Source organism: Arcticibacterium sp. GJ41-1, assembly GCF_055808875.1.
On record NZ_CM147888.1, the window covers coordinates 3027062 to 3053164 of the forward strand.

The 26103-nt window shown below is 35.4% G+C and carries 25 protein-coding genes; 11 read left to right on the forward strand and 14 right to left on the reverse strand.

Annotated features, from left to right (window positions below):
- The first annotated feature begins 147 nt into the window (after window positions 1–147).
- Genes AC0L6O_RS12590 through AC0L6O_RS12600 form a run of 3 tightly spaced genes read left to right on the forward strand, consistent with a single transcriptional unit; the run spans window position 148 to window position 2415 of the window.
- Window positions 148–1293: a 5-(carboxyamino)imidazole ribonucleotide synthase gene (locus AC0L6O_RS12590; protein WP_473302796.1), complete on the forward strand. Its 1146-nt coding sequence runs from the start codon at window positions 148–150 to the stop codon at window positions 1291–1293.
- Window positions 1294–1303: 10 nt separating this feature from the next.
- Entirely contained in the window at window positions 1304–1789 is a 486-nt protein-coding gene (gene purE / locus AC0L6O_RS12595) for a 5-(carboxyamino)imidazole ribonucleotide mutase (RefSeq protein WP_473302798.1), read from the forward strand.
- A gap of 5 nt (window positions 1790–1794) precedes the next feature.
- Window positions 1795–2415, forward strand: a complete 621-nt coding sequence (locus AC0L6O_RS12600; protein ID WP_473302799.1) for a LysM peptidoglycan-binding domain-containing protein — start codon at window positions 1795–1797, stop codon at window positions 2413–2415.
- Here the strand turns inward: AC0L6O_RS12600 and AC0L6O_RS12605 are convergent, their stop codons facing one another.
- Window positions 2416–2676 carry a hypothetical protein gene (locus AC0L6O_RS12605; RefSeq protein WP_473302800.1) on the reverse strand — a complete coding sequence of 87 codons (261 nt, stop codon included), beginning with the start codon at window positions 2674–2676 and terminating at the stop codon, window positions 2416–2418.
- On the reverse strand, window positions 2676–3269 hold the full coding sequence (locus tag AC0L6O_RS12610) for a lipoprotein signal peptidase (protein ID WP_473302801.1): 594 nt from the start codon (window positions 3267–3269) through the stop codon (window positions 2676–2678). Before AC0L6O_RS12610 ends, AC0L6O_RS12605 begins: the two co-directional genes overlap by 1 nt.
- 280 nt (window positions 3270–3549) lie before the next feature.
- Between AC0L6O_RS12610 and AC0L6O_RS12615 the strand changes: the two genes are divergently transcribed.
- The 3 genes from AC0L6O_RS12615 to hemW all read left to right on the forward strand — a co-directional run bounded on the left by AC0L6O_RS12615 (window position 3550) and on the right by hemW (window position 6683).
- The gene (locus tag AC0L6O_RS12615) at window positions 3550–4644 is read left to right on the forward strand and encodes a chorismate mutase (RefSeq protein ID WP_341225094.1); all 1095 of its coding nucleotides are present in this window, start codon (window positions 3550–3552) and stop codon (window positions 4642–4644) included.
- A gap of 147 nt (window positions 4645–4791) precedes the next feature.
- Window positions 4792–5565: a class I SAM-dependent methyltransferase gene (locus tag AC0L6O_RS12620; protein WP_473302803.1), complete on the forward strand. Its 774-nt coding sequence runs from the start codon at window positions 4792–4794 to the stop codon at window positions 5563–5565.
- Entirely contained in the window at window positions 5565–6683 is a 1119-nt protein-coding gene (gene hemW / locus AC0L6O_RS12625; RefSeq protein WP_473302805.1) for a radical SAM family heme chaperone HemW, read from the forward strand. Before AC0L6O_RS12620 ends, hemW begins: the two co-directional genes overlap by 1 nt.
- Here hemW and AC0L6O_RS12630 read toward each other — a convergent pair.
- From AC0L6O_RS12630 to AC0L6O_RS12675, 10 genes are all read right to left on the reverse strand, one after another.
- Entirely contained in the window at window positions 6680–7924 is a 1245-nt protein-coding gene (locus tag AC0L6O_RS12630) for a YaiO family outer membrane beta-barrel protein (protein WP_473302807.1), read from the reverse strand. The genes hemW and AC0L6O_RS12630 overlap by 4 nt on opposite strands.
- Window positions 7917–10340 carry a sulfatase-like hydrolase/transferase gene (locus AC0L6O_RS12635; RefSeq protein ID WP_473302808.1) on the reverse strand — a complete coding sequence of 808 codons (2424 nt, stop codon included), beginning with the start codon at window positions 10338–10340 and terminating at the stop codon, window positions 7917–7919. Before AC0L6O_RS12635 ends, AC0L6O_RS12630 begins: the two co-directional genes overlap by 8 nt.
- Window positions 10341–10350: 10 nt before the next feature.
- A complete protein-coding gene (locus AC0L6O_RS12640) occupies window positions 10351–11769 on the reverse strand; it encodes a glycosyltransferase family 2 protein (RefSeq protein ID WP_473302810.1) in 1419 nt (472 codons plus the stop codon).
- A gap of 2 nt (window positions 11770–11771) precedes the next feature.
- Window positions 11772–12857, reverse strand: coding sequence for a HEAT repeat domain-containing protein (locus AC0L6O_RS12645; RefSeq protein WP_473302812.1), 1086 nt, complete (start codon window positions 12855–12857; stop codon window positions 11772–11774).
- Window positions 12858–12860: 3 nt separating this feature from the next.
- A complete protein-coding gene (locus AC0L6O_RS12650; protein WP_473302813.1) occupies window positions 12861–13241 on the reverse strand; it encodes a response regulator transcription factor in 381 nt (126 codons plus the stop codon).
- An 18-nt stretch (window positions 13242–13259) separates the two neighbouring features.
- A complete protein-coding gene (locus tag AC0L6O_RS12655; RefSeq protein WP_473302814.1) occupies window positions 13260–16742 on the reverse strand; it encodes a PAS domain S-box protein in 3483 nt (1160 codons plus the stop codon).
- Window positions 16743–17031: 289 nt separating this feature from the next.
- The gene (locus AC0L6O_RS12660) at window positions 17032–17457 is read right to left on the reverse strand and encodes a BrxA/BrxB family bacilliredoxin (protein WP_473302815.1); all 426 of its coding nucleotides are present in this window, start codon (window positions 17455–17457) and stop codon (window positions 17032–17034) included.
- Between the two features lie 41 nt (window positions 17458–17498).
- Window positions 17499–17816, reverse strand: a complete 318-nt coding sequence (locus AC0L6O_RS12665) for a DUF59 domain-containing protein (RefSeq protein WP_473302816.1) — start codon at window positions 17814–17816, stop codon at window positions 17499–17501.
- Window positions 17813–18241: a SufE family protein gene (locus AC0L6O_RS12670; RefSeq protein ID WP_473302818.1), complete on the reverse strand. Its 429-nt coding sequence runs from the start codon at window positions 18239–18241 to the stop codon at window positions 17813–17815. Before AC0L6O_RS12670 ends, AC0L6O_RS12665 begins: the two co-directional genes overlap by 4 nt.
- 25 nt (window positions 18242–18266) lie before the next feature.
- Window positions 18267–19490 (reverse strand): SufS family cysteine desulfurase, encoded by a 1224-nt coding sequence (locus AC0L6O_RS12675; protein ID WP_473302820.1) that lies wholly within the window; start codon window positions 19488–19490, stop codon window positions 18267–18269.
- A gap of 105 nt (window positions 19491–19595) precedes the next feature.
- Between AC0L6O_RS12675 and AC0L6O_RS12680 the strand changes: the two genes are divergently transcribed.
- The 3 genes from AC0L6O_RS12680 to AC0L6O_RS12690 are packed head-to-tail and all read left to right on the forward strand — an operon-like array spanning window position 19596 to window position 21293.
- On the forward strand, window positions 19596–20108 hold the full coding sequence (locus AC0L6O_RS12680; protein WP_473302821.1) for a DinB family protein: 513 nt from the start codon (window positions 19596–19598) through the stop codon (window positions 20106–20108).
- Window positions 20109–20136: 28 nt separating this feature from the next.
- Window positions 20137–20811 (forward strand): hypothetical protein, encoded by a 675-nt coding sequence (locus tag AC0L6O_RS12685; protein ID WP_473302822.1) that lies wholly within the window; start codon window positions 20137–20139, stop codon window positions 20809–20811.
- Window positions 20808–21293 (forward strand): GNAT family N-acetyltransferase, encoded by a 486-nt coding sequence (locus tag AC0L6O_RS12690; RefSeq protein WP_473302824.1) that lies wholly within the window; start codon window positions 20808–20810, stop codon window positions 21291–21293. The genes AC0L6O_RS12685 and AC0L6O_RS12690 overlap by 4 nt, the downstream gene beginning before the upstream one ends.
- On the opposite strand, the gene sufD is transcribed toward AC0L6O_RS12690, so the two are convergent.
- Entirely contained in the window at window positions 21294–22601 is a 1308-nt protein-coding gene (sufD, locus tag AC0L6O_RS12695; protein ID WP_473302825.1) for a Fe-S cluster assembly protein SufD, read from the reverse strand.
- A gap of 19 nt (window positions 22602–22620) precedes the next feature.
- The gene (gene sufC, locus AC0L6O_RS12700; RefSeq protein WP_473302826.1) at window positions 22621–23388 is read right to left on the reverse strand and encodes a Fe-S cluster assembly ATPase SufC; all 768 of its coding nucleotides are present in this window, start codon (window positions 23386–23388) and stop codon (window positions 22621–22623) included.
- A 302-nt stretch (window positions 23389–23690) separates the two neighbouring features.
- On the opposite strand from sufC, the gene AC0L6O_RS12705 reads away from it, so the two are divergent.
- Window positions 23691–25121, forward strand: a complete 1431-nt coding sequence (locus AC0L6O_RS12705) for an arginine deiminase family protein (RefSeq protein ID WP_473302828.1) — start codon at window positions 23691–23693, stop codon at window positions 25119–25121.
- The gene (gene ctlX / locus AC0L6O_RS12710; protein ID WP_473302829.1) at window positions 25121–26047 is read left to right on the forward strand and encodes a citrulline utilization hydrolase CtlX; all 927 of its coding nucleotides are present in this window, start codon (window positions 25121–25123) and stop codon (window positions 26045–26047) included. Before AC0L6O_RS12705 ends, ctlX begins: the two co-directional genes overlap by 1 nt.
- The last annotated feature ends 56 nt before the right edge of the window (window positions 26048–26103 follow it).

Genomic DNA, 26103 nt, shown 5'->3' on the forward strand with positions numbered 1-26103 from the left:
TGAATATTTTTCAATATAGCCTTTTCTATATTTCTTGATGGTTTCTGAAATCAAATATCTGAGTTTTCTCAAAATTCAGAACATTAATGCAGTTTATAAGTCATTATCTTGCATCCTTTATATTTTTGCAGTCAAAATAGAAAAAGGATGGCGTACAGTTCAGAAATAAAGATAGGAATTTTAGGTGGCGGACAATTGGGCAGAATGCTTATACAGTCGGCTATTGACTTTGATATTAAAATAAAAACCATCGACCCTGATGAAAATGCACCTTGTAAGGCCATTTCTCACAGTTTTGAGCATGGCGACTTCAAAGACTATGAAACTGTTTTAAAGTTTGGTCAAGACTGCGATATCATAACCATTGAAATAGAAAACGTTAATCTTGAAGCCTTAGAAGCTCTAGAAAAACAAGGAAAGAAGGTTTTCCCTCAACCAGCTATTCTCAGGAAAATTAAAAATAAGCGTATTCAAAAACAGTTTTTCATTGACAATAATCTTCCTACTGCCAAGTTTTTACTGACAGATAATCAAGATGCCATAAGAAACTCTGATTGGGAGCCGCCTTATGTAAATAAATTAGGCGAAGGAGGTTATGATGGAAAAGGGGTTCAAATAATTAGAACTACAGCAGATATTGATAAATCATTTACTGAGCCATCGCTTTTAGAAGAACTAATTGACTTTGAAAAAGAGCTGGCTGTGGTGGTGGCACGCTCCGAAAATGGGGAAGTTAGATGCTTCCCAGTAGTTGAAATGGTTTTTCATCCAGAGGCTAATTTGGTAGAATACCTTTTTTCTCCTGCTAATATCAGCGAAGAAACTGCTAAAAAAGCTTTTGAACTGGCAGAAAGAACAGCCGAATGTTTTGACATAGTAGGATTACTAGCCGTTGAAATGTTTTTAACAAAAGACGGAGATATTTTAATTAATGAAGTAGCTCCAAGACCTCATAATAGTGGACACCATACTATTAAGGCAAATTTGGTTTCGCAGTTTGAACAGCATTTGAGGGCTATTATGAATCTTCCATTAGGAGATACAGCACAAATAGGTCCTGCTGCCATGGTGAACATTTTAGGAGCGGAAGGATATACTGGGCCTGCATCTTATGAAGGAATGGAGAAGCTGCTTGCTGTAAGCGGTGTACATCCATTTTTATATGGAAAAGCCATTACCAAACCATTCAGAAAAATGGGACATGTTACGGTAATTGAAAAGGATTTTGATAAATTGATAGAAAAGGTGAATTTTGTAAAAAAGAGCTTGATTGTAAAATCAAATCAAGCCTAAAACCCCAAATATGATAGGCATAATTATGGGTTCCAGTTCTGACCTGAAGGTCATGCAAGGAGCTATAGACGTTTTAGAAGAATTTCAAATAAAATGTGATGTTGATGTAGTTTCGGCACATCGAACACCACAAAAAATGATTGAATATGCCGAAAATGCCAGAGCAAATGGTATTAAGGTGATTATTGCTGGGGCTGGTGGAGCCGCTCATTTACCTGGTATGGTGGCATCTTGCACCTCATTACCTGTGATTGGTGTTCCTGTGAAATCTAGTAACTCTATTGATGGATGGGATTCTATCCTTTCTATACTACAAATGCCAAATGGAGTTCCTGTAGCTACTGTGGCACTTAACGCTAGTCAAAATGCAGGTCTTTTGGCTATTCAGATTTTAGGGACATCTGATGAAGCAATTGCCAAGAAACTTGATACCTATAAAGAGAATTTAAAAGAAAAAGTGGCAAAAATGAGCCACGATGTACGTGCTAAACAATAAAAATTATGGAATTCGAAGACAGAAACAAAAAACCAGAAGAACCAGCTAAAAATCTCCCGATGGCTGTGTTAATCACCTTAGTTGGTGTAGTTTGCCTTTTACTTTATGTAGGCTGGCAAATGATATCTGACGATGCGTCAAACGTAAGTGACCTCACGCCAGAAACAAGCATTATAACTGAACCACAGGAAATTACTGCGGAAGACATGATATTAAGTGATGCGGAAACTTCTGAGGACGTAGCAGTAGCTACAGGAGATGAAGTTGAAGCCAAACCTGCAGCTCCAGTAACTACAAAGAAAGTTGAAATACCTTCTGGAGGTAAAACAGGTTATCACACTGTGGCTAAAGGAGAAACCTTGTTTGCGATAGCTAACAAGTTTAATATTTCTTTAAGTACGCTACAGGCAGCTAACCCTAATGTAACTGCTCAAAACCTCAAGCAGGGCTCTAAATTGACCGTACCAGTATTAGCCATTCACACAGTAGGTCCTGGTGACATACTTAGAGTGGTGGGCGGAAAATACGGCGTTACCGTTAAAGCTATTATGGCAGCCAACGGAAAAACAAAGAACTTTGCTGAAAGAGGAGAAAAATTACTTATCCCGTTTAAGGATAAGCAATAATTATTTAGACGAGTAAACTACTACCATTAAAACGATGGTAATAAGAGTAAAGGCTAGAAGGACAATTCCTTGTAGCCTTTTTTTCTTGTCTACTATTTGCGTTAGTAAGTACAATTGAAGTAAAACTGACAAAGAGCCAGTAACTCCAATAATTATCTTTTGCATCAACAGGAACGCTATTTGTGCTGGTAAAAAAACCATCACGAAAGTTAATATTACAATGGCGGCACTAAGTACCTTGGTTCTTTTTTCTAATGTCATTACTTATCTGTTAAAGAATCTACTATTTCAGAATTATCAATATCTGGGTCTTCTACCTCACTCGTGCTTTCTTCTAAACCACCTTCTACCCTTTCATCAATGAAAGACTTTTGGAAAATCAATATGGCAACTACACCACAGAAAATACAAGCATCGGCAAAATTAAAGATAGGTGTATTATTATAAGTTCCACCTAAAACGGGAACCCAGTCTGGCCAGTAGCCATCCAATCCATAGGCATAAAACATGTCAATTACTTGACCGTGAAACCAAGGTGTACTAGAATCAAAAGGTGCATTGTTTAAGAAAACACCATAAAAAGTACTGTCAATTACATTTCCTATAGCTCCTGCAAGTATGGCAGCTAAGCACCATAATAAACCTTGATGAGCTCCCCTTTTTGATAGTTTGGTCAAATACCAAGCTATAACGCCCATAGCTACTAACCTAAATAAAGTAAGGATTAATTTTCCATAATCTCCTCCAAGCTCCATTCCAAAAGCCATGCCTTTATTAGTAATATAATGTAGTTTGAAAAAGCCTGGAATAAGGTCAATTTCTCCAAAGTGATTTGGAATAACCTCGAAATGCATCCATAATTTAATGGCCTGATCTATGATTATTAGAAAAATTGCGAACAGAAAATATTTTAAAGCTGTCTTCATTAAATGCTAATTATCAAAAAAATCACCGTTTTATTTAAAATCTGATGCAAAATAAATGTTTTTCCTGCTAGGAACATAGTTTTTTGAATTGCAATAGGATTTATTTTGGTTTTAATAGCCTATCTTTACGACCTCAAAATTGACAGTGGCGAAAAACAACCCTGTCGCATCGTTATAGGAATCTAGATAAGCGAAAGCTTTTAACAAAATGAACGTAAAATTAAACACCGAGCCTCTAGAAAGTTGGATTGACACTGGAGGAAAACCATTAATCATTGCTGGACCTTGTAGTGCAGAAACCGAAGAGCAGTATCTTCAGACGGCTAGAGAAATAGCTAAAGAAGGATATGCCCACGTTTTAAGAGCTGGGGTATGGAAACCACGTACGCGTCCTGGTTCTTTTGAAGGTGTTGGTGAGCCGGCTTTGCCTTGGTTACAACAAGCCAAGAAAGAAACTGGAATGAAAACCGCTATTGAGGTAGCTACACCTGAGCACATTGAGTTAGCTCTTAAATATGATGTAGATATTTTATGGTTAGGTGCCAGAACTACAGTAAACCCATTTAACGTACAGGCTTTAGCTGATGCTTTAAAAGGAGTTGATGTTCCAGTATTAATCAAAAACCCAATAAACCCAGATTTAGCTTTATGGGTTGGAGCATTTGAGCGTATTGCTGGTGCTGGTATTACTAAATTAGGTGCTATTCACAGAGGTTTTTCTAATGCTCAGGAAACTAAGTATAGAAACTCTCCAATGTGGCAAATAGCGGTAGAATTTAAGTCTATCTTCCCTACTATTCCTATGATAGGTGACCCAAGTCACATCGCAGGTAAGCGTGACTTATTAGCTGAAATAACGCAGCGTTCTATGGATCTTAACTATGATGGCTTAATCATTGAGTCTCATAGAAATCCTGATGAAGCATGGTCTGATGCGTCGCAGCAGCTTACACCAGCAGCTCTAGGAGAAATGCTTAAAGGTATTGAATTCAGAAATGCTACTTACGGTGCAGATTTTCAAGACCAATTGGAAGCTCTTAGAGGTAGATTAGATAATATTGACAGAGAACTTTTAGAAGTATTAGCTTCTAGAATGGCTGTGGTAGAGCAATTAGGAGATTATAAAAGAGAAAACAACACTGCAGTACTTCAGTTAGACAGATGGAATCAGGTTCATGATTCTCGTGCTAAATGGGGTAAGGCGTTGAACTTATATCCTGAAACAGTTGAAGAGCTTTTCAAATTGATTCATATGGAGTCTATTAGAAAACAGACTGAAGTAATGAACTCTGAAACTGCTTAAATAGAAGTTTCGATTAAATTTTGAAAACCCGCATCGCAAGATGTGGGTTTTTCTTTTGGCTTTAGCCCGAAACTGGTATAGAGTGGCATTATTTTGGATTAATCCCTTTCAAAGCTTTATTTTTACTAAAATTTCCTGATAAAAAGAATGTCATACGCTACTACTGAAATAACCAGTGCCGAAATAGTATCCGATAATCCGGTGCACCAAAGATTGTATTTCCCTTATGAAGAGGCTGCAAAGGTCATTAGTGGTAAGGTTTTGGAACTAGGCTGTGGCTGGGGACGTGGCGTAGAGAAGCTCATATCAGCATCTGAACATTACACAGGTTTAGACAAAAATGAAGGCCTAATTAAAGCACTTCAAGAAAAATACCCTGAGCATTACTTTAATACAGCTGATTTTCCAGATTTATCAGAGTTTGAGGATAATACTTTTGACTTTGTAATTACATTTCAGGTAATAGAGCATATTCAAGACGATCATAAATTTCTAGAAGAAGCTCATAGAGTTCTTAAACCTGGCGGAAAAATCATTCTTACTACGGTAAATAAAACTTATTCCTTAAGCAGAAATCCGTGGCACATTCGCGAGTATTATACCAAAGAATTGAAAGATTTAATGGCTAAATACTTCAAAACTGTTGACACCATGGGTGTAGGTGGTAATGAAAAAGTCTGGGAATATTATGAAGAGAATAAAGTTTCGGTGAATAAAACCATGAAATGGGATGTTCTAAACCTTCAACATAGATTACCGGCTTGGATGCTAAGAATTCCTTATGAATTTATGAACCGAAGAAACCGTGAAAAGCTAATGAATGTAACGGGAGGCTTAGCGGCAGAAATTAACTGGGACGACCATTTTTTATGCGTTGAACCAGATAAGTGCATTGATTTCTATTTTGTAGGCACTAAATAATGCACCTATACCTTCATATTCCTTTTTGTAAACAAGCTTGTCATTATTGCGATTTTCATTTCTCTACTAACAGCAGTCAGAGTCATGCTATGGTACGAGCTATTTGCAAGGAAATAGAATTACAAAAGGGCTTTTTAGATACGAATAATCTGGAAACTATCTACTTTGGCGGCGGAACCCCTTCCCTACTTTCTTTTGAACAGATTGGTCAAATTCTTGACAAAATAGCTCAGCATTTCACTATCCAGCCTAAGGCTGAAATAACCTTTGAGTGTAATCCAGATGATATCACTATTCAAAGATTGACCGAATGGCGAAGTTTGGGTATAAACCGACTTAGTATTGGTGTGCAGAGTTTTGATGAAAATCATCTTAAATTTCTCAATAGAGCACATTCTGCTAGTCACTCTATGCAATGTATTTCAGATGCTCAGAAAACTGGTTTTGACAATTTAAGCATTGACCTTATTTACGCAATTCCGTCAATATCTAATGAAATATGGAAGGCTGACCTTGAAAAGGCATTCTCTTTTGATGTAAACCACATATCGTCTTACTGTCTTACTATTGAAGAAAAGACTGTTTTTGGACATCGTCTAAAAGAAAAGGTGATGAAACCTATTGATGACGATTTTGCTTCTAATCAATTTGATATTCTTCTGGAAGAAATGTCAAAGAACAGCTTTGAACAATATGAGATTTCTAATTTTGCCAAAAACACAGCTTATGCCGTTCATAATACTTCTTACTGGCAAGGAGACCAATATTTAGGTTTAGGTCCGTCTGCCCATTCTTTTGATGGAAATAAGCGATTTTGGAACGTCTCTAATAATGCAAAGTATCTTAAAGCTATTGCACTCGATAGCGTTCCTAATGAATTTGAAACTTTAAGTCAAACAGACAAAGCAAACGAATACTTGATGACGGGTTTACGTACCAAATGGGGCGTAGATTTAGGGAAACTGAATAAGATACTACCTCTATCATCAAAAGCTTTTAGAGAGACTTTAATTAGGTTTAGAAAAGGCGAACTGATTAGAGAGGAACAAGGTATTTTAAGATTGACAAAAGCCGGAAAGCTCAAGGCTGATTATGTGGCTTCTGAACTTTTCTTTTAGTAGCTCAGTGAATAACTGAGCGTTAAAGAGGTAATAAAGATAAATTCTCCGGGGTCAAAAATACTCTCTTGACGTGATGCAGAAATGCCTATTCCCGCTACATTATTGTTATTCTTAATTCTAAAGCTCTTGCTTATTCCTAATTTTTGAGATTTCAGGTCAATCGTTGGCTCATTTAAGGGATCTAATCCAAAACGATTGATTTCGGGAGAAAAACCTAAACCAACTGATACCGCTAAAAATTGGTCGCCATTGGCACCATAGCTTCTATATGTCAAAGTTCCTGATTTACTCCAGCCTTCATCAGAAGGTATAAAATAAGGTACAAATGTGATAAATGAGTTGCCAAAGTACTTGCCAATCGACCCCGTATAAATGTTAGTATACTCCGTATATTTTAAACTTCTTATACCCACAGATACCTCAAAACTTTTAGGTAAGGACTTATAAAGCTGTGCACCATAGCGAAAAGTTGGAAAAATGGTAGATTTAGAATATCCCACATTTAAATAGGCATAAAGTCCTTCTGTAATGCTTGGATAGGCATCTATTTCAATTTGAGAACCATAGGTATCAAATTTCCTATTGACATTTAAACGACCTACTATTCCACCTATTTTAGTGTCTTTACTGTAAGAAAGACTCGAATAAAGCATTGGGTCGTAAATTTCGCTGAAGTGATTTCCTGAAAAACTAATACTAATGGTGTTAGTAGCCATGTCTTCTTTTAAAGAAGAAAGGAACTCTTTAGCAGCTACATTATCAGGTTCAATTTTTAAAAACTCTTTAACAGTCTCGCTAGCTTCGCTTAAATTGTTATTATTTTTTTCTGCTCTCGCTTTGAGTAAAACCAAATCTACATCATTTGGTAAAAGTATTAAAGCTTGCCTTGCCAAATCAAGAGCCGACATGGCCTGCTCAGAATAAAGCTCATTTTTTATATAACCTATCCAGTAATTTCTGTCAGCATTATCTTGTTCTAGCAAAATCTCATATTCTTCTCGGGCTAATTTATATTTATCTTCCCATCCATAAACGGATGCTAAGAATAATCTAACATCACCATAAGTAGGGTATTTAGCAACTACCTTTTTCAAGGTTTCAATAGCCTCGTTTCTCTTTCCATTAAATGCCATTTCTCTTGCCTTGGCAAATTCATCGTCAGGGTCAAAGCTACCTTCTTGAGCCATGGAAAATTGGCTTAGAAATAGAAAAGAAAGAAGTAAAATAATTTTATTCATTTCTTTCCTCCATTATAGATAGAAACTCATTTTCTAACAAACGTTCATCTTCTTCGGTCAAGCCCGCTTTTAATTCTTCTGAATCAAATCTGGACATAGAAATTCTGCTTTGGAACATAAATTTCTCATCGTCAGCAAAATTCTTCTCAATTTTTTTTGCAATTCCAGCAGCCATTGTTGGTTTATCATTCCACCAATAGAGGTCAAGAATAGCACTATAAGCATCTGAATATAAGGGTGCTCTATTGATTATAAAAAGTAATTGTTTTTGAGCCTTTTCAAATTCTCCATTCCAACCATAAATTCTACCCCTCAAAGTTAAAGCGTCAAAATGCAAAGGGCTTTTTGATTCTATATAAGAAATTAATGTGTGTGCGTCTTCATAATTTTTATCAAAAGCCATTTCTCTTGCTATAAAATAAATTTGCTCCAAACTAAGGTTTAACCCCTTCGTGTTTTTATCTATTATATTTTGCTGAGCTAAGGTGAAGCTTGGTTTAGTAGCCTTATTGAGATTCATTTCACCTGGAAATATCTTATTCTCTGCCGTAACATAAGCATTCAGTTTTCTATGCTGATTAAACCTCTCTTTTAATAGCGTCTTTTGTTCCTCCTTATTTAAGGAACTTAGGCTAAGATTATCTCCAATTTTAAAGAATGAGTCGCCAGCCAGATAAAGGTCATTCACTATGTAATCTTTAAAGCCGCCTTTGTATTGCATCAATGGAATTTCGCGGTCATTCATAAACGTGGTAGATGCACTAAGACTTTGCCCTAACCACGGAACTTGGTCTGGCACTGTTGCTTGATAGCTATTCTTAAGCATGGTCATAATACTTGGAGTAATATCCATGTGTGAGCTTATACCTTTAAATTCTTGAGCTATTTTCTGCATAGGGCTGTAAACAATCAAAGGAACATGATACCTACACATCACATCTTTTTGTGGAACAGGAATCAATCTATGGTCGCCGGTAATGATGAAAATAGTATTCTCATAATCAGCCTTATTTTTATAAGCTTCCATAAATTCTTTCAAAGTAGCGTCCGTATAAAGAAGACTGGAGAAAACATTGATATGCTCAGCTATGGTGTTTTTTCTCGACTCACTGAAATTAGAAGCATTTTTTATTCTTTCTGCTTTCGTTTGATATTCGTCTCTATTAGGAAAATTGAAAGGTTCATGATTAGATATTGTTAAAATCAAGTCTAGTCTTGGCTTTTCTTCAAGCTTTAAAAGAGATAAGGTTTTTCTATAAATTTCGCCGTCAGGATAACCCCAACTAAAACCACCTTCATCTTCTGAAAATTTATTATAACCTGGGCCAAAATTGGCGTCGTCTAAAACAAAATCAATTCCCTCATTTTTCAAATACTTCAGTTTATTATCGAAGTTGGAATTTCCACCTTCGTAATAAGACGTCTTATATCCATTTTGTTTTAAAATGGATATTAAGGATAAATGATTTGGTGTGTCCTCTATATCTAGAAAGCCTTTATCTCCGAAAGGAGCGGAACCTATAATAGATGGCAAAGCTCCAAAAGAACGCCCCGTGTTACTAAGAAAATTTGACCAATAGAGGGATTGCTTAGCAAGTGAATCTAAATAGGGTGTGAAACCGGGGTACTGAGCACCGTCGCCAGTAAAATCACTTCCTAAACCCTCTACCACCACCATTACAATGTTTGGTTTCTTTTGATTTAAGTTAAGGTATTGCCCCAATACGTCTTTTTCAAGATTAACCTTATGAAGTAAAGGGTATTCTTTTTTATCTATATCCCAGTCTTGACTGGCTAGCTCTCTATTATCTAGTTTATAATTAATACTGTCAGAAATGAAATAGGTTAAATTCGTATCCATTTTAGCATTAAAGGCCTTTCCTGTGAATAAACAGATAATGCTTCCTAAGAAAGACCATACTATGACCTTTCTGTTTAGATTCATAAAAACCATATAATGGTTTAACAAAACGAAAACTGTTGGAAATACTAAAAACGGCATTAAACCCATCAAGCTAAACTCCGTGGAAGTATTAATCACCATAAGAATATCTGAAAAAGAATATCCAAATAAATCACTTCCAAGCGATAAGTGTGTGGTATCAAAATATCGATTCAGACCTAAATTGGCCAATAATATTATCAGTCCGAAAAATATAATAGAAAGCTCAGCGATCAGACGGCTGAGTCTTTTTATTAGCACATAAGGAATAGCAAAAATTAAAGCGAAAATACCACCTACAGCTAAATCTATAATAATAGTTTGAACAATATCAATTATGATATTGGAAGCCCCAGAGACATTATAGCCAGATAGTAATACAGTAAGCGTGTCATTGAGAATTAACAAAAAACTCAAAGTGAAACTTACTTGAATAAGGTATTTTAGATTGTACTTGCTTATCATTTTTTCCATTCTATCTCAATTAAGTCGTTTTAAGCCCTTTCCTTGTCATTTCGCCCCAAGTGTGTTTCCCCTTTATTTTGTCAACATAACCAAGCAAAGCAGAATACACTAAGAATGGGTGATAGACAAAAGGCTCTATCAAAGCACTACCTATTAATTTCATAATATCTTGCCGGTCTTTGTACTGACTGTAGCTGTACTCTTCGGCAAAAATGGCCAACATGCTAATCATTATGACAAAAGCATAAACCATTAAACTTATGGCAAAAAAGAACTGCCAGTTAATCCATCCCATAAAGCCTGCCAAAATGCAGAAAAGCAGACCTAAAGTTTCAACTATGGGTGCTAATAGCTCAAAAAAGAACCAATAAGGGAAACTAAGCATGCCTACAACCCCATATTTGGGGTTAAAGAACATAACTCTATGAATCCATAAAGTTTCTATAGTACCTCTGGTCCAACGATTTCTTTGTCTACCCAATATCTGAGTATCTTCCGGAGCTTCTGTCCAGCAAAGTGGATCTGGAATAAATTTTACGCTATACGGAATCTTACGCTCTGCCATATATCGCCTCATTCTAACCAGTAATTCCATGTCTTCTCCTACCGTAGTAGTTTTATAACCACCGCAGGCTATTACCACTTCTTTGTCAAACATACCGAAAGCACCAGAAATAATTAGCAATCCCGTTATTTTACCCCAAGCCATTCTTCCTAAAAGAAATGCCCTTAAATACTCTAGCACTTGCATTCTGGCTATCCAGGATTCAGGAACTTTTACCTCAGTAATAGAGCCATTTTTAATTTTACATGAATTGATAATTCTAATGACACCACCTGTAGCTATCACCCGTTCTTCTGAATCTAAAAATGGTTTAACTAGCTTTAAAAGAGAGTCTTGCTCCAAAATACAGTCAACATCAATACAAGCTACATATTTGCTATTTGAAATATTAACACCAGTGTTTAATGCATCTGATTTACCCCCGTTTTCCTTATCAATAAGAATCAGGTTTTTAAAGGCTGGTAAACTAGAACGATATATTTGGCGAATCTTTTTAGTATCTATGTGCTGTTTGAACTTATAATCTATTGGCTCCATGTCATAAGCAATAATAGCTTTCTGAAGCGTGTCATCCTTACTTCCATCGTTCACAATAATTACCTCAAAATTAGAATAGTGAAGTGAAACCAATGAACGAATATTTTCAACGATAGTTAAGCCTTCATTATAAGCTGGAGCAATTAGCGAAATAGCTGGAACTTGATTTGAAGGAAGAAGCTCATGATAATCAGTATTTCTATTGACTAAAAGATATTTCTTCAGAGCTTTAATAGAGATATAACCCAGTATGATATACGAAGACATCAAAACCACTGAATAGGTGAAAAGTATCCTTTGAGCAAAATAAGAAAGGTATTCTAAAAAAGCCTCCATGATTATGATACTCTTTTTAAACCCTTACTCATGTTATATGCTAAAGTAGGCTGCGGCTGTACTTCAAAGTATTTCTTTGCTTTGTTTAGTTTTCTAATGGCGTTTTTAGCGAATAACCTAATATCGCTTTCTTTTGAAACTTTACATTTATTTAGAAAGGATATATTCAAGTCAGACTCAAACTGCATTAAAGTCATTAATATTTCCCTTTGCACCAAGTCCGACTGGTTAAAATAATTTTGAATTAAGAGTTCATCAGTTTGTTTTGCTTCTAAAGCCACCAAAGTCTTTAAAGCTTCAATTTTCAAACTTTCATTACTAGAGGAAAGAATTCCTATCAGCTCTTCTTCTTCTGAATGTTTCTTTGCATAAGCAATTAACCTACATCCAAAAATAGCGTGGCTTCCTCCCCTTTCTAACCACTTTGATAATTTTGGTACGTCTATAAAGTTTCTATCTTTAAGTATATTGATAACCTTAATTTGAAACCAGTCTGATAAAAATGTAGATGCTTTTATAAGTTCTTCAATACCTTCTTTAGGGCTTTGATTTATTAAAAACTCTAAGAAGTAATTCTTCATTTCTGACTCCTGCTGCTTTTTATAAATCTTAATTACCATTGGTATTGCTACCTTGGCGTTTAGCTCAGATAATTCGTACAAACCTTCTATAATGTCATAATTATTCTGACTCTTAACTTTTGAAAAACTAAGCTTATATAGTTTCTTATTTATAAAATAACCTTCTAAAAAATATGCCAACTCTCCTTTAAGGCTTTTATGAAGAGTAATTAGTTCTTCCAGTAGAATCTGGCTTCTAAACTCTGATGACAAAAGATAATGCTCCAGTTTTTTAGACTCTTTACAAAGACTTTCTTCGAAAACTAATTCTGAAATAAACTCTCGGCATCTTTCCACCAAAATACTCTTTTCATGTGCCAAGCGTTCTTTAGATTTCCTGCTAGACATCACAACCCAGAAGAAAAACAAGCTTAAAAGGACTAGGAAAAAGCTCATACCATAAAGCGTTTCCAAGGTAGGAATACCTTGGAATTCTAAACTTAACAATATGATATTGGCCCAGTTCATTACTTATGTATTGGCAGTTATTTTTCTACTAGCTAAGTTTTTATTTATCCTAATAATCAATTCATTTGGGCTAAATGGCTTTGTTATAAAATCATCAGCACCTAGTTCAAACGCCTCTAAAACAGTTTTTTCTAAACCTGCACAACTTAGCATTATGATAGGTGTATTACTTTTCAGAACATTCCGGACATGACTGACAATCTCTAAACCATTAATAAACGGCATCATAATATCGGTTACAATAAGGTCTGGTTTATTAACTTTTAAATATTCAATAGCATCATAGCCATTTTTTGCTGTTTCCACGGAAAAGCCATTTTTCTTGAGTTTATACTCCACTGTTTTCAGTAACAGTTCATCATCTTCAATTAAAAATATATTCATTAAGGGGTTTTCTTTTTTTTAAGCGTAATGCTCCTCTAACTCTAATTCTAGACACTCTCTGGTTTCATTAAAGATTCCATCAAGTTTTAAATACATGTTTTCAAGTGTACTTAAATCGGTAATACCGCTCAATTCAAAATCTTTTAGAAGAGACTGGTCATCTATTCCCATTACATTAAAAGAAGATTTCAAACGATGTGCTACAGCACTGATTTCCTTTAAATCTAAAAGCCTTATAGCATTAAGGAGCAGTTTTAAATTATCAGGAATATGAATTAAAGACGTATTTATAATCTCTTTTTCAAACTCCTTGTTTCCTTCAGCCATGGTTCTGAGATAGTTTAAATCATATGTAGGCTTTGAAGGCTTATTTTCTTCTTCCATTTCTCTGTTTTCTGTTAGTGTAATAATCTTTTCATATAGTTCTTCTTGGCTAAAAGGTTTCGGGAGGTAATCATTCATTCCTATCTTAATACATTTCTCTTTCTCTCCCACCAAAGAATGGGCGGTCATTGAAATTATAGGTACATTTAATTTGAGTGTATTTCTTATATACTCCGTGGCTTGATATCCATCCATTTCTGGCATCTGTAAATCCATCAAAACCAAATCAAAAATTTCACGGGAAAGGATGTCTACTGCAACTTTGCCATTCTCTGCCATTTTGGCTTCAAAACCTTGTTTCTCTAGCACTTTCATTGCCAGCTTTTGATTCAAAATATTATCCTCAACCAAAAGAATCTTTAAACCTGAATGCTTAAAAATAGATTTTTCAACAATAGAACTTCGTTCTGAACGCTCCACAGCCTTTTTAAATGGAATTCTAAAACCAAAACAAGAGCCTATACCTACTTCACTTTCTACTAAGAAAATGCCTTTCTGAAGTTCTACTAATGATTTAGAAATACTTAAGCCTAATCCAGTACCCCCATATTTTCTTGTAGTATTAGTATTAGCCTGAGTAAACCTTTCAAAAATTACTTGAATCTTATCTTTCGGAATCCCTATTCCAGAGTCTGTTATATCAAATTGTAATTCCGTAGTGTCATCATCATCATTTACTAGTTTGACTTCCACCTTTACAAATCCTTTCTCTGTAAACTTAATGGCGTTACTAATTAAGTTGGTCAAAATCTGATTTAGCCTAGTAGGGTCACCTACTAAGAATCTTGGTACATTAGGTTCAATATTGAATGATAGGTGCAAATGTTTATCCGTAGCATTTGCAATTAAAAGACGCTCAACATTTGATATATTCTCCTTTAAGTCAAAACGAATACTTTCAATATTAACTTGCCCAGATTCAATCTTAGAGAAATCTAAAATATCGTTTATAATATTTAATAAATTTGAAGATGCTGTTGCTATGGATTTTAAATAATCATCTTGTTCTAAATCTAGTCGAGTGTCACTTAATAGTTTGGTGAACCCAGTTATAGCATTCATAGGAGTTCTAATTTCATGGCTCATATTAGCCAAGAATAAATCCTTCATTTTAGCATTATATTCTGCCAATTTCTTTGATTCATTTAGATCTCTTTCTAGCTCTATTCTGTCCGTAATATCCATTACACTTCCTAAGACGTACTTATGGCCCTTTGCAGATTCTACCACCACATTATTATACATCCAGGTTACTTCCCTACCAGAGTTATTAATAACCTGCATAAGTCCTTTAGACTTACCTTTTTCTTCCAGTTCCTTTATGTAGTAAGGAAAGCTTGCTTTTGATTTAAAAGGGACAATATCAAGTATACTCTTATGACGAATTTCTTCATTCGAAATCCCAAGAATATGAGCACCTCTAGAATTTATTGAACTGAAGTTTCCTTTTAAATCGTGTGTATACATAATAACCTCGGAGTTATCGAAAAATATTCGATACCTCTTTTCACTCTCAAGAATCTTCTTTTCCCAAAGTTTTTTCTCCGTTATGTCATCAGCTACACTTAAATACCCTACTATCTCCTCTTTTTTATCTCGAATTGGTGTGACAGAAATTTTAACGTCTACTCGCTCATTATCTCTTGTAATGTATGTAAACTCACCATTATCAGGTAAGCCTAGTTTAGATTTTAGCCTAAAAGCATCAATTCCTGAGTTTACATTAAGACCATAATCCTTTGATAGCTGCTGAGCTTGATGTTCAAGTTCTTTAGGATCATAAAAAACAATGGGAGTATAAATTCCTACAATCTCATTAGCAGTATAGCCTAATAAAATTTCAGAGCCTGAGTTAAAATGGGTAATTCTACCACTTAAGTCGGTCGCTATTATACAAGTTTCCGTACTTGCATTTAGTACGGCCTCCATCTTATTATTAATGGCTTCTAGAGCTAATCGAGTATTCTTTTCTTTTGAAATATCCTGAAAAGTACCGCTTACTTTAACACAATTTCCATTGACAAAAATTGGATTACCAATAGCTCTTACCCATTTATCATTCCCCTTAAGGGTGCATATTTCCGCTTCTATATCAAAAGAAATCCCTTGCTCTAAAGCGAGTCCAAAGGCTTTAGATATTTTTTCTAGACTTTCGCCTTCCTTATAAAAAGAAATTCCTTGGTTTACATTTACGTCATAATCCTGACCAACTTCATGAATCTCTTTTGTAATAGACGTCCAGTAAAGTTCTTGCGTACTAACTTTATACTCCCAACCACCTATCTTGGCTACTCTATTGGTTCCCTCCAGCATTTCTTTTGCCCTCAGAAGCTCAAAGTTAGTTTCTTCAGCTTTCGTTATATCACGTCCAATTCCATAAACAAGTTGATTGGAATGGTCTAAAGAAATAACCCATTCCATTTTTTTATAATCTCCATTCTTAACCTTTAACCTAGTATTTAAACTGAAATTATGGCTCTTCTTATTTAACTCCTTTATTTTGTTCGTTAAAAGTTCTAGGTCATCTGTATGGATTAGTTCACTTGCTGAAATCTTAAGAAGTTCCTCTTCCGACCATAACAAAGCTCTCCTAAAAGCAGGATTAACTTTTTTAAAAAAACCATCCATACCTAACACCACCACCATGTCTGATGATATCTTAAAAATATTTTCATATGAAGAAAGGTTGGAAGTCTTATGACAACCTTCCAACTCCAAAGCTAAAAGAGCTAAATGCGTTTTTATCTTAACTAAATCTATTTCTACGGTACTTGTAAATATTAATAATTGCCCTACTTGACTAGACTCTTCATTAAAAATATTTATTAATAAAGTATTTTTAATAGAGTTATATTTTGATAGAAATGAAAAAGGTTTGAACAGTTTTTTAGATTCTAAAAAGCTTATTTCTTTCTTTTGACATGAGTTAAATTGCTGTAATTCTTTTAAATCAATACCTCTAAAATCTTTTTTATTGAAGTTCTCCTTAAAAACTTGACAGTTTTTATAACCAGTAAGATTTGAACATAATAATAAAGCTTCGCATGGTATTTCTTGTGAAATATCACGAAGTATTTTATCAATACCATGTTGAAATTTGTTTTTTCTTTCTGACATATCGAGTTTTTCTAAACTGTAAAGCACCGAAGTAATAAATCGGTCATTAGAGTGGGACTCTTAATAAACGATGAATCATTTGAGCTACTTACCCATATACTTTTAGGCAAACTTTATGCCATCCTAAGCCATAAATGAGACCTAGAAGCTTATTCGGGACAAGTTTAAGTATTAGATATATGAACAAACTTTAAACTTCCCTATTTAGAAAAAAAACAAAAAAAAGAGGCTACCTCATATTGAGATAGCCTCCAAAATACCGTGTATCAGTATATGATCTTAAGTGAATTTATGCTTCAGCAGCACAAAGTTCGTCATAGACCATTCCTAAATGCTGAGCAATCATCTCAGCAGAACGACCCTCAATATGATGTCTTTCTACAAAATGAGCTAGCTCACCATTTTTATACAATGCGATAGATGGTGAAGATGGAGGCATTGGTATATGCTCACGCATACGCTGCGTAGCTTCAGTGTCTACACCAGCAAAAACGGTTACCAACTGGTCAGGCTTATTTTCAGCATTTGCTAAAGAAGCTAAAACGCCTGGGCGGCATGTACCTGCAGCACAACCACAAACAGAGTTTATCACTATTACGGCCGTACCTTTTTGGTTTTCCATAAAATTATCTACGTCAGCAGCCGTAAGAAGTTCGGTAAAACCAGCATCGGTTAACTGAGCTTTCATAGGTGCCACTAAATGAGGAGGATACATATCTTTATTTGTTTAAATTATTCTGTTCAATTATTAATAAATTACATAAAACCAAGTTCCAACTTTGCCTCTTCAGACATCATATCTTGGCTATAAGGTGGGTCAAATGTTAGTTCGACCGTTACATCACTTACACCTTCCACTTCCCTTGCCTTTTGCTCTATTTCGGCTGGTATAGCCTCAGCAGATGGACAAGATGGCGAAGTAAGTGTCATTAAAATATAAACGTTATTGACTGGGAAAATCTTTACTTCGTAAATCAATCCTAACTCAAAAACATCTACTGGTATTTCCGGGTCATAAACTTCCTTTATAGCCGCTACCACTTTATCTTTTAATTCTGTTTCTTCTACTGTCATATCTTCAATTCTTGACTTGTAAACGCCAGGGCGTACATTTTCATTTGTTTAACCATAGAGGCCAGTCCATTTGATCTAGTTTGAGCTAAATGCCCAGCAAGACCTACTTTTTCAATAAAATAAAGGTCTGCATTTAATATTTCATCAGCTTTATGTCCTGATAAAACTTTCAAAAGCATACTTACTAATCCTTTTACAATGATAGCTTCACTGTCTGCCTCAAAATAAACTTTACCTTCTTTTGTATAAGCGTTTAACCAAACTAATGATTGACATCCCTTTATAACATTCTCCTCTGTCTTATGCTCATCCGCCATTTTTGGTAAGCTCTTTCCTAAGTCTATGATATACTCATATTTGCCTTCCCAATCGTCAAAGAGTCCAAAATCCTCTATTATTTCTTCCTGTAATTCTTTTATCGTCATTCTTTTTTGTCTTTCAGATGGCAATTTACAATAAAAACCGCTTAGCTTTTTCAATTCCCTCTACCATCCTGTCAATCTCTTCTTTAGTATTATAAACGGCAAAAGAGGCCCTAGAAGTTCCTACCAGACCCAAACGCTGCATGAGCGGCTGCGTACAGTGATGTCCTGTTCTAATGGCTATACCTTGCTGGTCTAGTAAAACGCCAATATCTTGAGGATGAATACCATCCATCACAAAAGAAAGTACACTCACCTTTTCTTTAGCCTTTCCTATAATTTTCAAACCAGAAATAGCTTCAAAACGCTCTGTAGCGTATTCTAAAAGCTCGTTTTCATAATCCGCTATATTCTTTTTACCTAGTGTATTTACATACTCAATGGCGGTAGTAATTCCGATTACGTCAGCAATGTTTGGTGTACCTGCCTCAAATTTATACGGAAGCTCATTATAGGTTGTCTTTTCAAATGTAACATCCTTAATCATTTCTCCTCCCCCACGCCACGGCGGCATTTTATCTAATAGCTCTCTTTTGCCATATAAAGCTCCCATTCCAGTAGGTCCGTAAAGCTTATGAGCAGAAAAACATAAGAAATCAACATCTAGAGCTTGCACATCAATATCAATATGAGACATGGCCTGAGCCGCATCTACTAGTGTAACAGCTCCTACTTTGTGAGCTTCTTCTATAATCTCGGCTATCGGATTTACTGTTCCTAAAGCATTAGAAGCATAAACCACCGAAACTATCTTCGTTTTCTCTGAAAGCAGTTTTTTGTATTCGTCAAATAGAATATCACCATCATCATTGATAGGAATAACTTTCAGCACACAGCCTTTTTCTTCACATAACATTTGCCAAGGCACAATGTTAGAGTGATGCTCCATGGTACTGATGATAATTTCGTCACCTTCGGTCAAAAAACTCCTTCCGTATGTTTGAGCTACTAAGTTTATACCATCTGTAGTACCGTAAGTAAAAATCACTTCATCAGTGCTCTCAGCATTAATAAAATCCTTAATGGTAGTTCTGGATAACTCAAAAGCTGATGTAGCTTTTTCTGCCAAATGATGAATTCCTCTGTGAATATTGGAATTGTAACCTTTATAATAATTACTGACAGCGTCAATAACCACATTAGGTTTTTGGGTAGTAGCGGCATTGTCAAAATACACCAACTTTTTACCATTCACATCTTGGTCTAAAATTGGAAAATCTGCCCGTATTTTATCTATATTTAACGTATTCAAAGCTTCTATTCTATTATTCTATGTTCCAACAAGCATAGATATTAATTAGTTTGGAAAAAATCTAAATAATTTACTGCTTGTATCTAATTATTGACTTTAGAAACCATGACCTCTTTTCAATCCGAATTTATTTCCCAAAGTATTTTCCGAATAGATGAAAACCCACCAAGAATAAAAAAGTGTCTGGATTTATTAACCGAATCTGAAGTGTGGCAAAAGCCAGGCGACTCTTCTAACAGTATTGGTAATCTCATACTACACCTGTGCGGCAATGTGAGACAATATGCTATTTCATCTTTAGGGAACTTACCTGATATTAGACAAAGAAATGAAGAATTTGAGGCAATAGGTGGTTATACTAAAGAAGAGCTGCTTGTCTTATTTAATAAAACCATTGACGAGGCAAAAACTACAATTCAGGAGACAAATGACTCGGATTGGCTAAAAACAAGAAGCATACAGGGTTTTAGTTTTACTGGAGTTGGGATTATTATTCATGTAGTAGAGCATCTTTCTTACCATACTGGTCAAATAGCTTTTTATACAAAAATGATAAAAGACCAGCCATTAGGGTTTTATGATGATATAGACTTAAATGTTAAAAATGAAACTGATTGAGCAGTATCTTTAGCAAAACTTTAAGAATATGAGCCCAGAAATACCTCAATATATCAGTATACTTTTTATACTAACCACTTTAACCACTATTTGGCTTTTTAAACGTGCGTTTAAACCAAGTCAAACTACTCTAGTCATTTTATATGCATGGCTGGGTTTACAGGGCTATTTAGCAAGTTCCGGATTCTATCAAGATACCACCTCCTTACCTCCTAAATTTGGTTTAGCACTTATTCCCGCACTTATCTTAATTGCCTATATATTCCTTTCTGCCAAGGGTAAAAAGTTTATGGATAAACTAGACCCAGAATCCCTATACTGGATTCATACCGTTAGAGTTCCTGTTGAAATAGTTTTATGGATGCTTTTCGCTTCTTCACTCATTCCGCAAATAATGACCTTCGAAGGGCGTAATTATGACATTATAGCGGGCTTAACGGTCCCATTGATTATATTTTACGGGATAAGGAAACCTATAATTGATAAAAACAGACTCCTTTTATGGAATGTCCTTTGTCTATTCTTGCTCCTTAACATTGTGGTGATGGCTATCTTATCAGTAGAAGGTCCATTTCAAACGATGTCTTTTCATATCCCAAATAAGGGTGTTTTACTTTTCCCTTTCATATGGCTACCATGTTTTATAGTTCCAACAGTATTATTTTCCCATTTAGTAAGCATTAGACATCTATTAAAAAAATGATTAGAGAGGCTACTCAACAAGACTTAATTCCTATTTCAGAAATCTGGAATCATTACATCATCAATAGCTCATATAATTACGATAATGAGCCTAAAGACATGGCTTTCTTTGAGGATTTCTTTCTTGAAAAAGAGAAAAACGCTTATCCCATTTTTGTGGCAGAAGATGATGGAAAAGTAGTAGGTTATGCCACTTATGGTCAATTTAGAGCCCGTTCTGGTTATAAACACAGTTTGGAACACGGAGTTTACCTTTATCCTAATTTACAAGGAAAGGGATTTGGTAAGAAACTGATGACCACTTTAATAGAAAGGGCAAAAAAAGACGGCCATCATAGTATGACGGCCGGTATTGACACTCGTAATCAAGGAAGTATTGACTTTCACATAAGATTTGGATTCCGAGAAGTAGGAACTTTCAAAGAGATTGGCTTTAAAAACGGAGAATGGTTAGACTGCGTTTTTTACCAATTGATGCTTTAATTAGCCTAATTTCTCGTGAATAATCTCTGTTAGGTATTCTTTGATTGTTTCAATTTTAATTTGTGAAACTACATCATCAGCAAAAGCTAAAAGCTGCATTTTAATAGCTTCTTCTTTAGGAATACCCCTAGACTGCATGTAAAAAATAGCTTCATCATTAAGCATACCCGTGGTAGCTCCGTGAGAACATTTTACATCGTCAGCCCAAATTTCTAATTGAGGCTTGGTATTCATGGTAGCACTGTCAGAAGTTATGACGTTTCTGCAGTTTTGATATGCGTTGGTTTGCTGAGCTTCTTGTCTTACAAAGATTTTACCATTAAAAACCCCTGTAGATTTATCCATCAAAACACCTTTATAAAGCTCGTTTGAAACTGAATTAGGTTTTCTGTGGTCTGCTACGGTATGATTATCAACGTGCTGCTTCTCATTTGGAATATAAAGACCATACATGAAGCTTTCTAAATACTCTCCGTTTAAATCAAGGTTTAAATTATTTCTAGTAAAACCACCATTTAAAGTAATGGTAGCGGCATAGAAATAACTTTTATCTTCTTGGTAAACATTGGTAGTTCCTACATGATAAGATGCATCATTGTCATCTTGAATCTTATAGTAATCTGCTCTTGCAGATTTTGCTACCACTATTTCTGTTACAGCATTGACAAAAGAAGAGTGCTCACCTAAAGTTCTAAAAACTTCAGCAATCTTAACTTCAGCGTTTTCTCCTACTACTACCAAGTTTCTGATATTGCTACCCACATTTTCTTGTGTAACATCCGTAATCATTCTTAAAATAATTGGATGTTCTATAGTAGCATTAGCTTCTACATTTACCACCACGCCATCATTAGCTAAAGCAGTGTTTATAGCAGTGAAAGCTTCTTCATTATCCTTTGAATATTTTGAGAAGTGCTTATTAAGAATCTCAGGATTATTGGCTTGAGCCTCTTGAAAAGTTTCTACTGAAATTTTGCCTTCGGCCAAACTTAAATCTGAAAGTTCTTTCTGAAAGTAACCATTCACAAAATATAGTATAATACCTTTTAAACCAGGTATCTCAAGGCTTTTCAAATCTTCAGATTGCAGGCTTTTCTTTGCCTTTAAGTTATAGGTTCCTTTGACCAAGTTTTTCACATTGGAATATTTCCATTCCTCGTGTTTAGTAGTAGGAAACCCTAATTTATTGAAGCTATCAATAGCGGTAATACGCCTTTGATTATATGCTTCTGACGCACTCCCATTTAAAGAGGACTGCAAATCATTATATACTTCTGTTAACTGACTTTGTAAGTTATTTTCAGACATTCGGAAACTCTTTGATAATTTATGCTACTGTTTCGTTGGCGTCAATAGACTCAGTAATCCAATCGTACCCTTTTTCTTCTAATTCTAGAGCTAACTCTTTAGTTCCAGACTTCACTATTCTACCCTTGTATAATACGTGTACGTAATCAGGTACAATATAATCAAGCAAACGCTGATAGTGGGTAATAACCACAAATGAACGGTTCTTGTTTTTCAACTGATTTACTCCATCAGCTACAATTCTAAGGGCGTCAATATCTAAACCAGAATCTGTTTCATCTAAAAGACCCAAAACAGGCTCTAACATAGCCATTTGGAATATTTCGTTCCTTTTCTTTTCTCCTCCAGAAAAACCTTCGTTAAGAGAACGTCTAAGTAATTGGTCGTCAATCTTAACCAATTTAGCCTTCTCTTTCATCAATTTCAAAAAGGTAGCCGCGTTCATTGGCTCTTCCCCTCTATATTTCTTGATTTGATTTATGGCTGTTTTTAAGAAGTTGATGGTAGTAACACCTGGAATCTCTACTGGGTATTGGAACGCCAAGAAGATACCTTCTGCCGCTCTTTCTTCAGGAGCTAAATCAAGTAGGTCTTTATTCATGAACTCCACAGAACCTTCTGTGACTTCATAATCCTCTCTACCAGCTAAAACAGATGCAAGCGTGCTTTTTCCTGAGCCATTGGGACCCATGATAGCGTGCACTTCGCCTGGTTTAACCTCAAGGTTTATACCTCTTAAAATCTCTTTATCTTCAATACTAGCGTGTAAGTTACTGATTTTCAGCATTCTAAACAATTATTTGGTCTTAAATTGGGCTGCAAAGATAGCTTTTTTCTTTGCAATATCATATTTCACCTTATAAACCTAGATTCAGGAAAATCCGTTCGAGAAAATGTAATTAATCATTAGAAACTTATTATTAACTTTGAATCCATTGGTTTCTTGTAACGAAATCTTCATCAATTATGACGTCCTTTTTTTTAAAAATTAAGAGTTTGATACTCTATTACATTGCTAACTTTGGTTTTATGTAATGCACTTTTGACTTCGCTAGTTAAAATTGTGTATTACATACTAAAATCAACAAAATGGACTTTCAAGTAAATAGTGAGGTGGCTTCCTTACAAAAACTCATCATTCACAGCCCAGACAGCGGTTTGGGCAAAGTAGTACCTTCTAAAGCTCAAGATTGGCTTTTTGAGGACATTGTACATCTAGAAACAATGCGTAAAGATGAGTATGATTACTATGTGAAACTTTTACTCTACTTTTTAGATACAGATAAGATAAAAGGCAAGCTAAACAGCATTGACAATGCTGCCGATAGAGGTTTCTTTATTCCTGGGCATAAAGACTATTTTAAGTCTGACAAAGTCATAGAGTTTGAAGTACTTTTAAAAGAAGTTTTGGCGAATATCGCTATCAAAAGTCAGCTTTTAGCCGCAGTTTGTGCTATAGAGGAGTGCTCATTCAGAGAAATGGAGCTATTTCTTTCCTTTTCTGACCTAGAGCTAACCCGACTGTTAATTACAGGAATGACGAGTACTGGAGATATGTACTTCTCCCCTATTCCCAACCTTATTTTTACTAGAGATATTGGCATAATGATTAATGACCACTTTCTACTTAATAAACCAGCAAAACTGGCAAGAAGAAGAGAATCGTTATTAGCAAAGTATGTTTTCTTCAATCATGCTATGTTCAAAGATTTAAGAAGCAAGCTAGTTGAAATAGAAGAAAATGATGAGCAGTTTCTGATGCCAGAAAATGAGCAAGGTGACAAAGAAGAGACGCTAGAAGGTGGCGATGTGATGATGGTGGCTCCAAATCATCTATTAATAGGAATTAGTGAGCGAACAAGTGTAGAAGCTGCCAGACAGGTCATGCGTAAGCTTTTTGACAAAAAAGTTTTGACTAAAGTGACTTTGGTAAAAATACCTGCCAAACGTGATTATATGCACATTGACACTGTTTTTACACAAATCAAAAAGAATGTGTGGGTGCTTTTAGCTTCCATTGGCCGTGCGGCGGAAAAACATAAAAGAGATTTAATTTGGGAAGAGTTGGGTCAAAGAAATAAGGCTGAAGAACTGATGATTAAGCAGTTTTATGTGGAAAATGGCTTAGAGAAGTCAAGGTCATTTGAAAACTTAGAAGACTTACTAATCGATATCTCGGAGGTTGACCTAAAATGTAAAGAACCAGTCAAATTTGTTTATTCTGGAAACAATGTATTTCCCTATGGAGCTCGTGAGCAATGGACTGATTCATGTAATCTTTTAGTTTTAAAAGAAGGTGTGGCAGTAGGCTACGATAGAAACAATAAGACTTCGGAAGCTTTTGAAAATGCTGGTTTTGAAGTGGTAAATGTCAAAGACCTATTATTAGACTTTGAGAAGAATATCAAATCTCCCGAAACATTAGAAAACACCATTATTCTTTTGCCTTCGGCAGAACTTTCAAGAGCCAGAGGTGGCTCACATTGTATGAGTTTACCTATCTTAAGAGCTTCTGTTTGATGGGAAAACAATGTTGTTCTCACCTAATGATGGTGCGTCCTGTTTGCTTCGGTTTTAACGAACAAACAGCGGAGAGTAATGCATTTATGCACGAGGCGGAGCCAAATCAGCATCCGCAAGAAGATGCTTTAAAGCACTTTGATGAATTTGTGGCAAAGCTAAGAAAGGCTAAAGTTAATGTTACGGTAATAGACGATACTCCCGAACCGCGTACCCCAGACAGTATTTTTCCAAATAACTGGGTCTCCTTCCATTCCGATGGCAGAGTATTCCTCTACCCTATGGAAGCTAAAAACAGAAGAGTTGAGCGAGAAGTAAAGTTTCTCAATTTGCTTAAAAATAATTTCCATATCGAAAGTATCAACCACTTAGAGAAGCATGAAAATAATGGACATTACTTAGAAGGCACGGGTAGTTTGGTTTTAGATAGGTCTAAAAAAGTAACTTATGCTTGCCTTTCTAGCAGAACGCATGAAATGGTAATTAAGGACTGGGCTACGCATTTTCCGGACTATGAAATAGTGACTTTTGATGCACTTGATGATGCTGGGGTTTCTATTTACCATACCAATGTTATGATGAATATAGGAGCCGATTTCTCTGTAATTTGTGCTGAAAGCATAAGAGATGTCACACAGAGAAATCATGTTCTGAACAAGCTCAAAGAAAGCGGAAAAGAACCTTTAGAAATCAGTCTGACACAAATGAATGAATTTGCTGGAAATATGCTGCAGGTGGAAAACATAGACGGAGAACGTATTTTGGTAATGTCCGAAAGAGCATATCAAAGTTTAAATAAGAGTCAAATTGCATTTTTAGAAGAAAGTACTTCTATTTTAAGAGCAGAATTAGGCCTAATAGAAACCCTTGGTGGTGGCTCGGCGAGGTGTATGTTGGCGGAAATTCACTTGCCCCTTAAAGCGTAATATGTGGCAATTATGCACTTTCAATTGTATAAATTCAAAATATGCATACGAGAGTG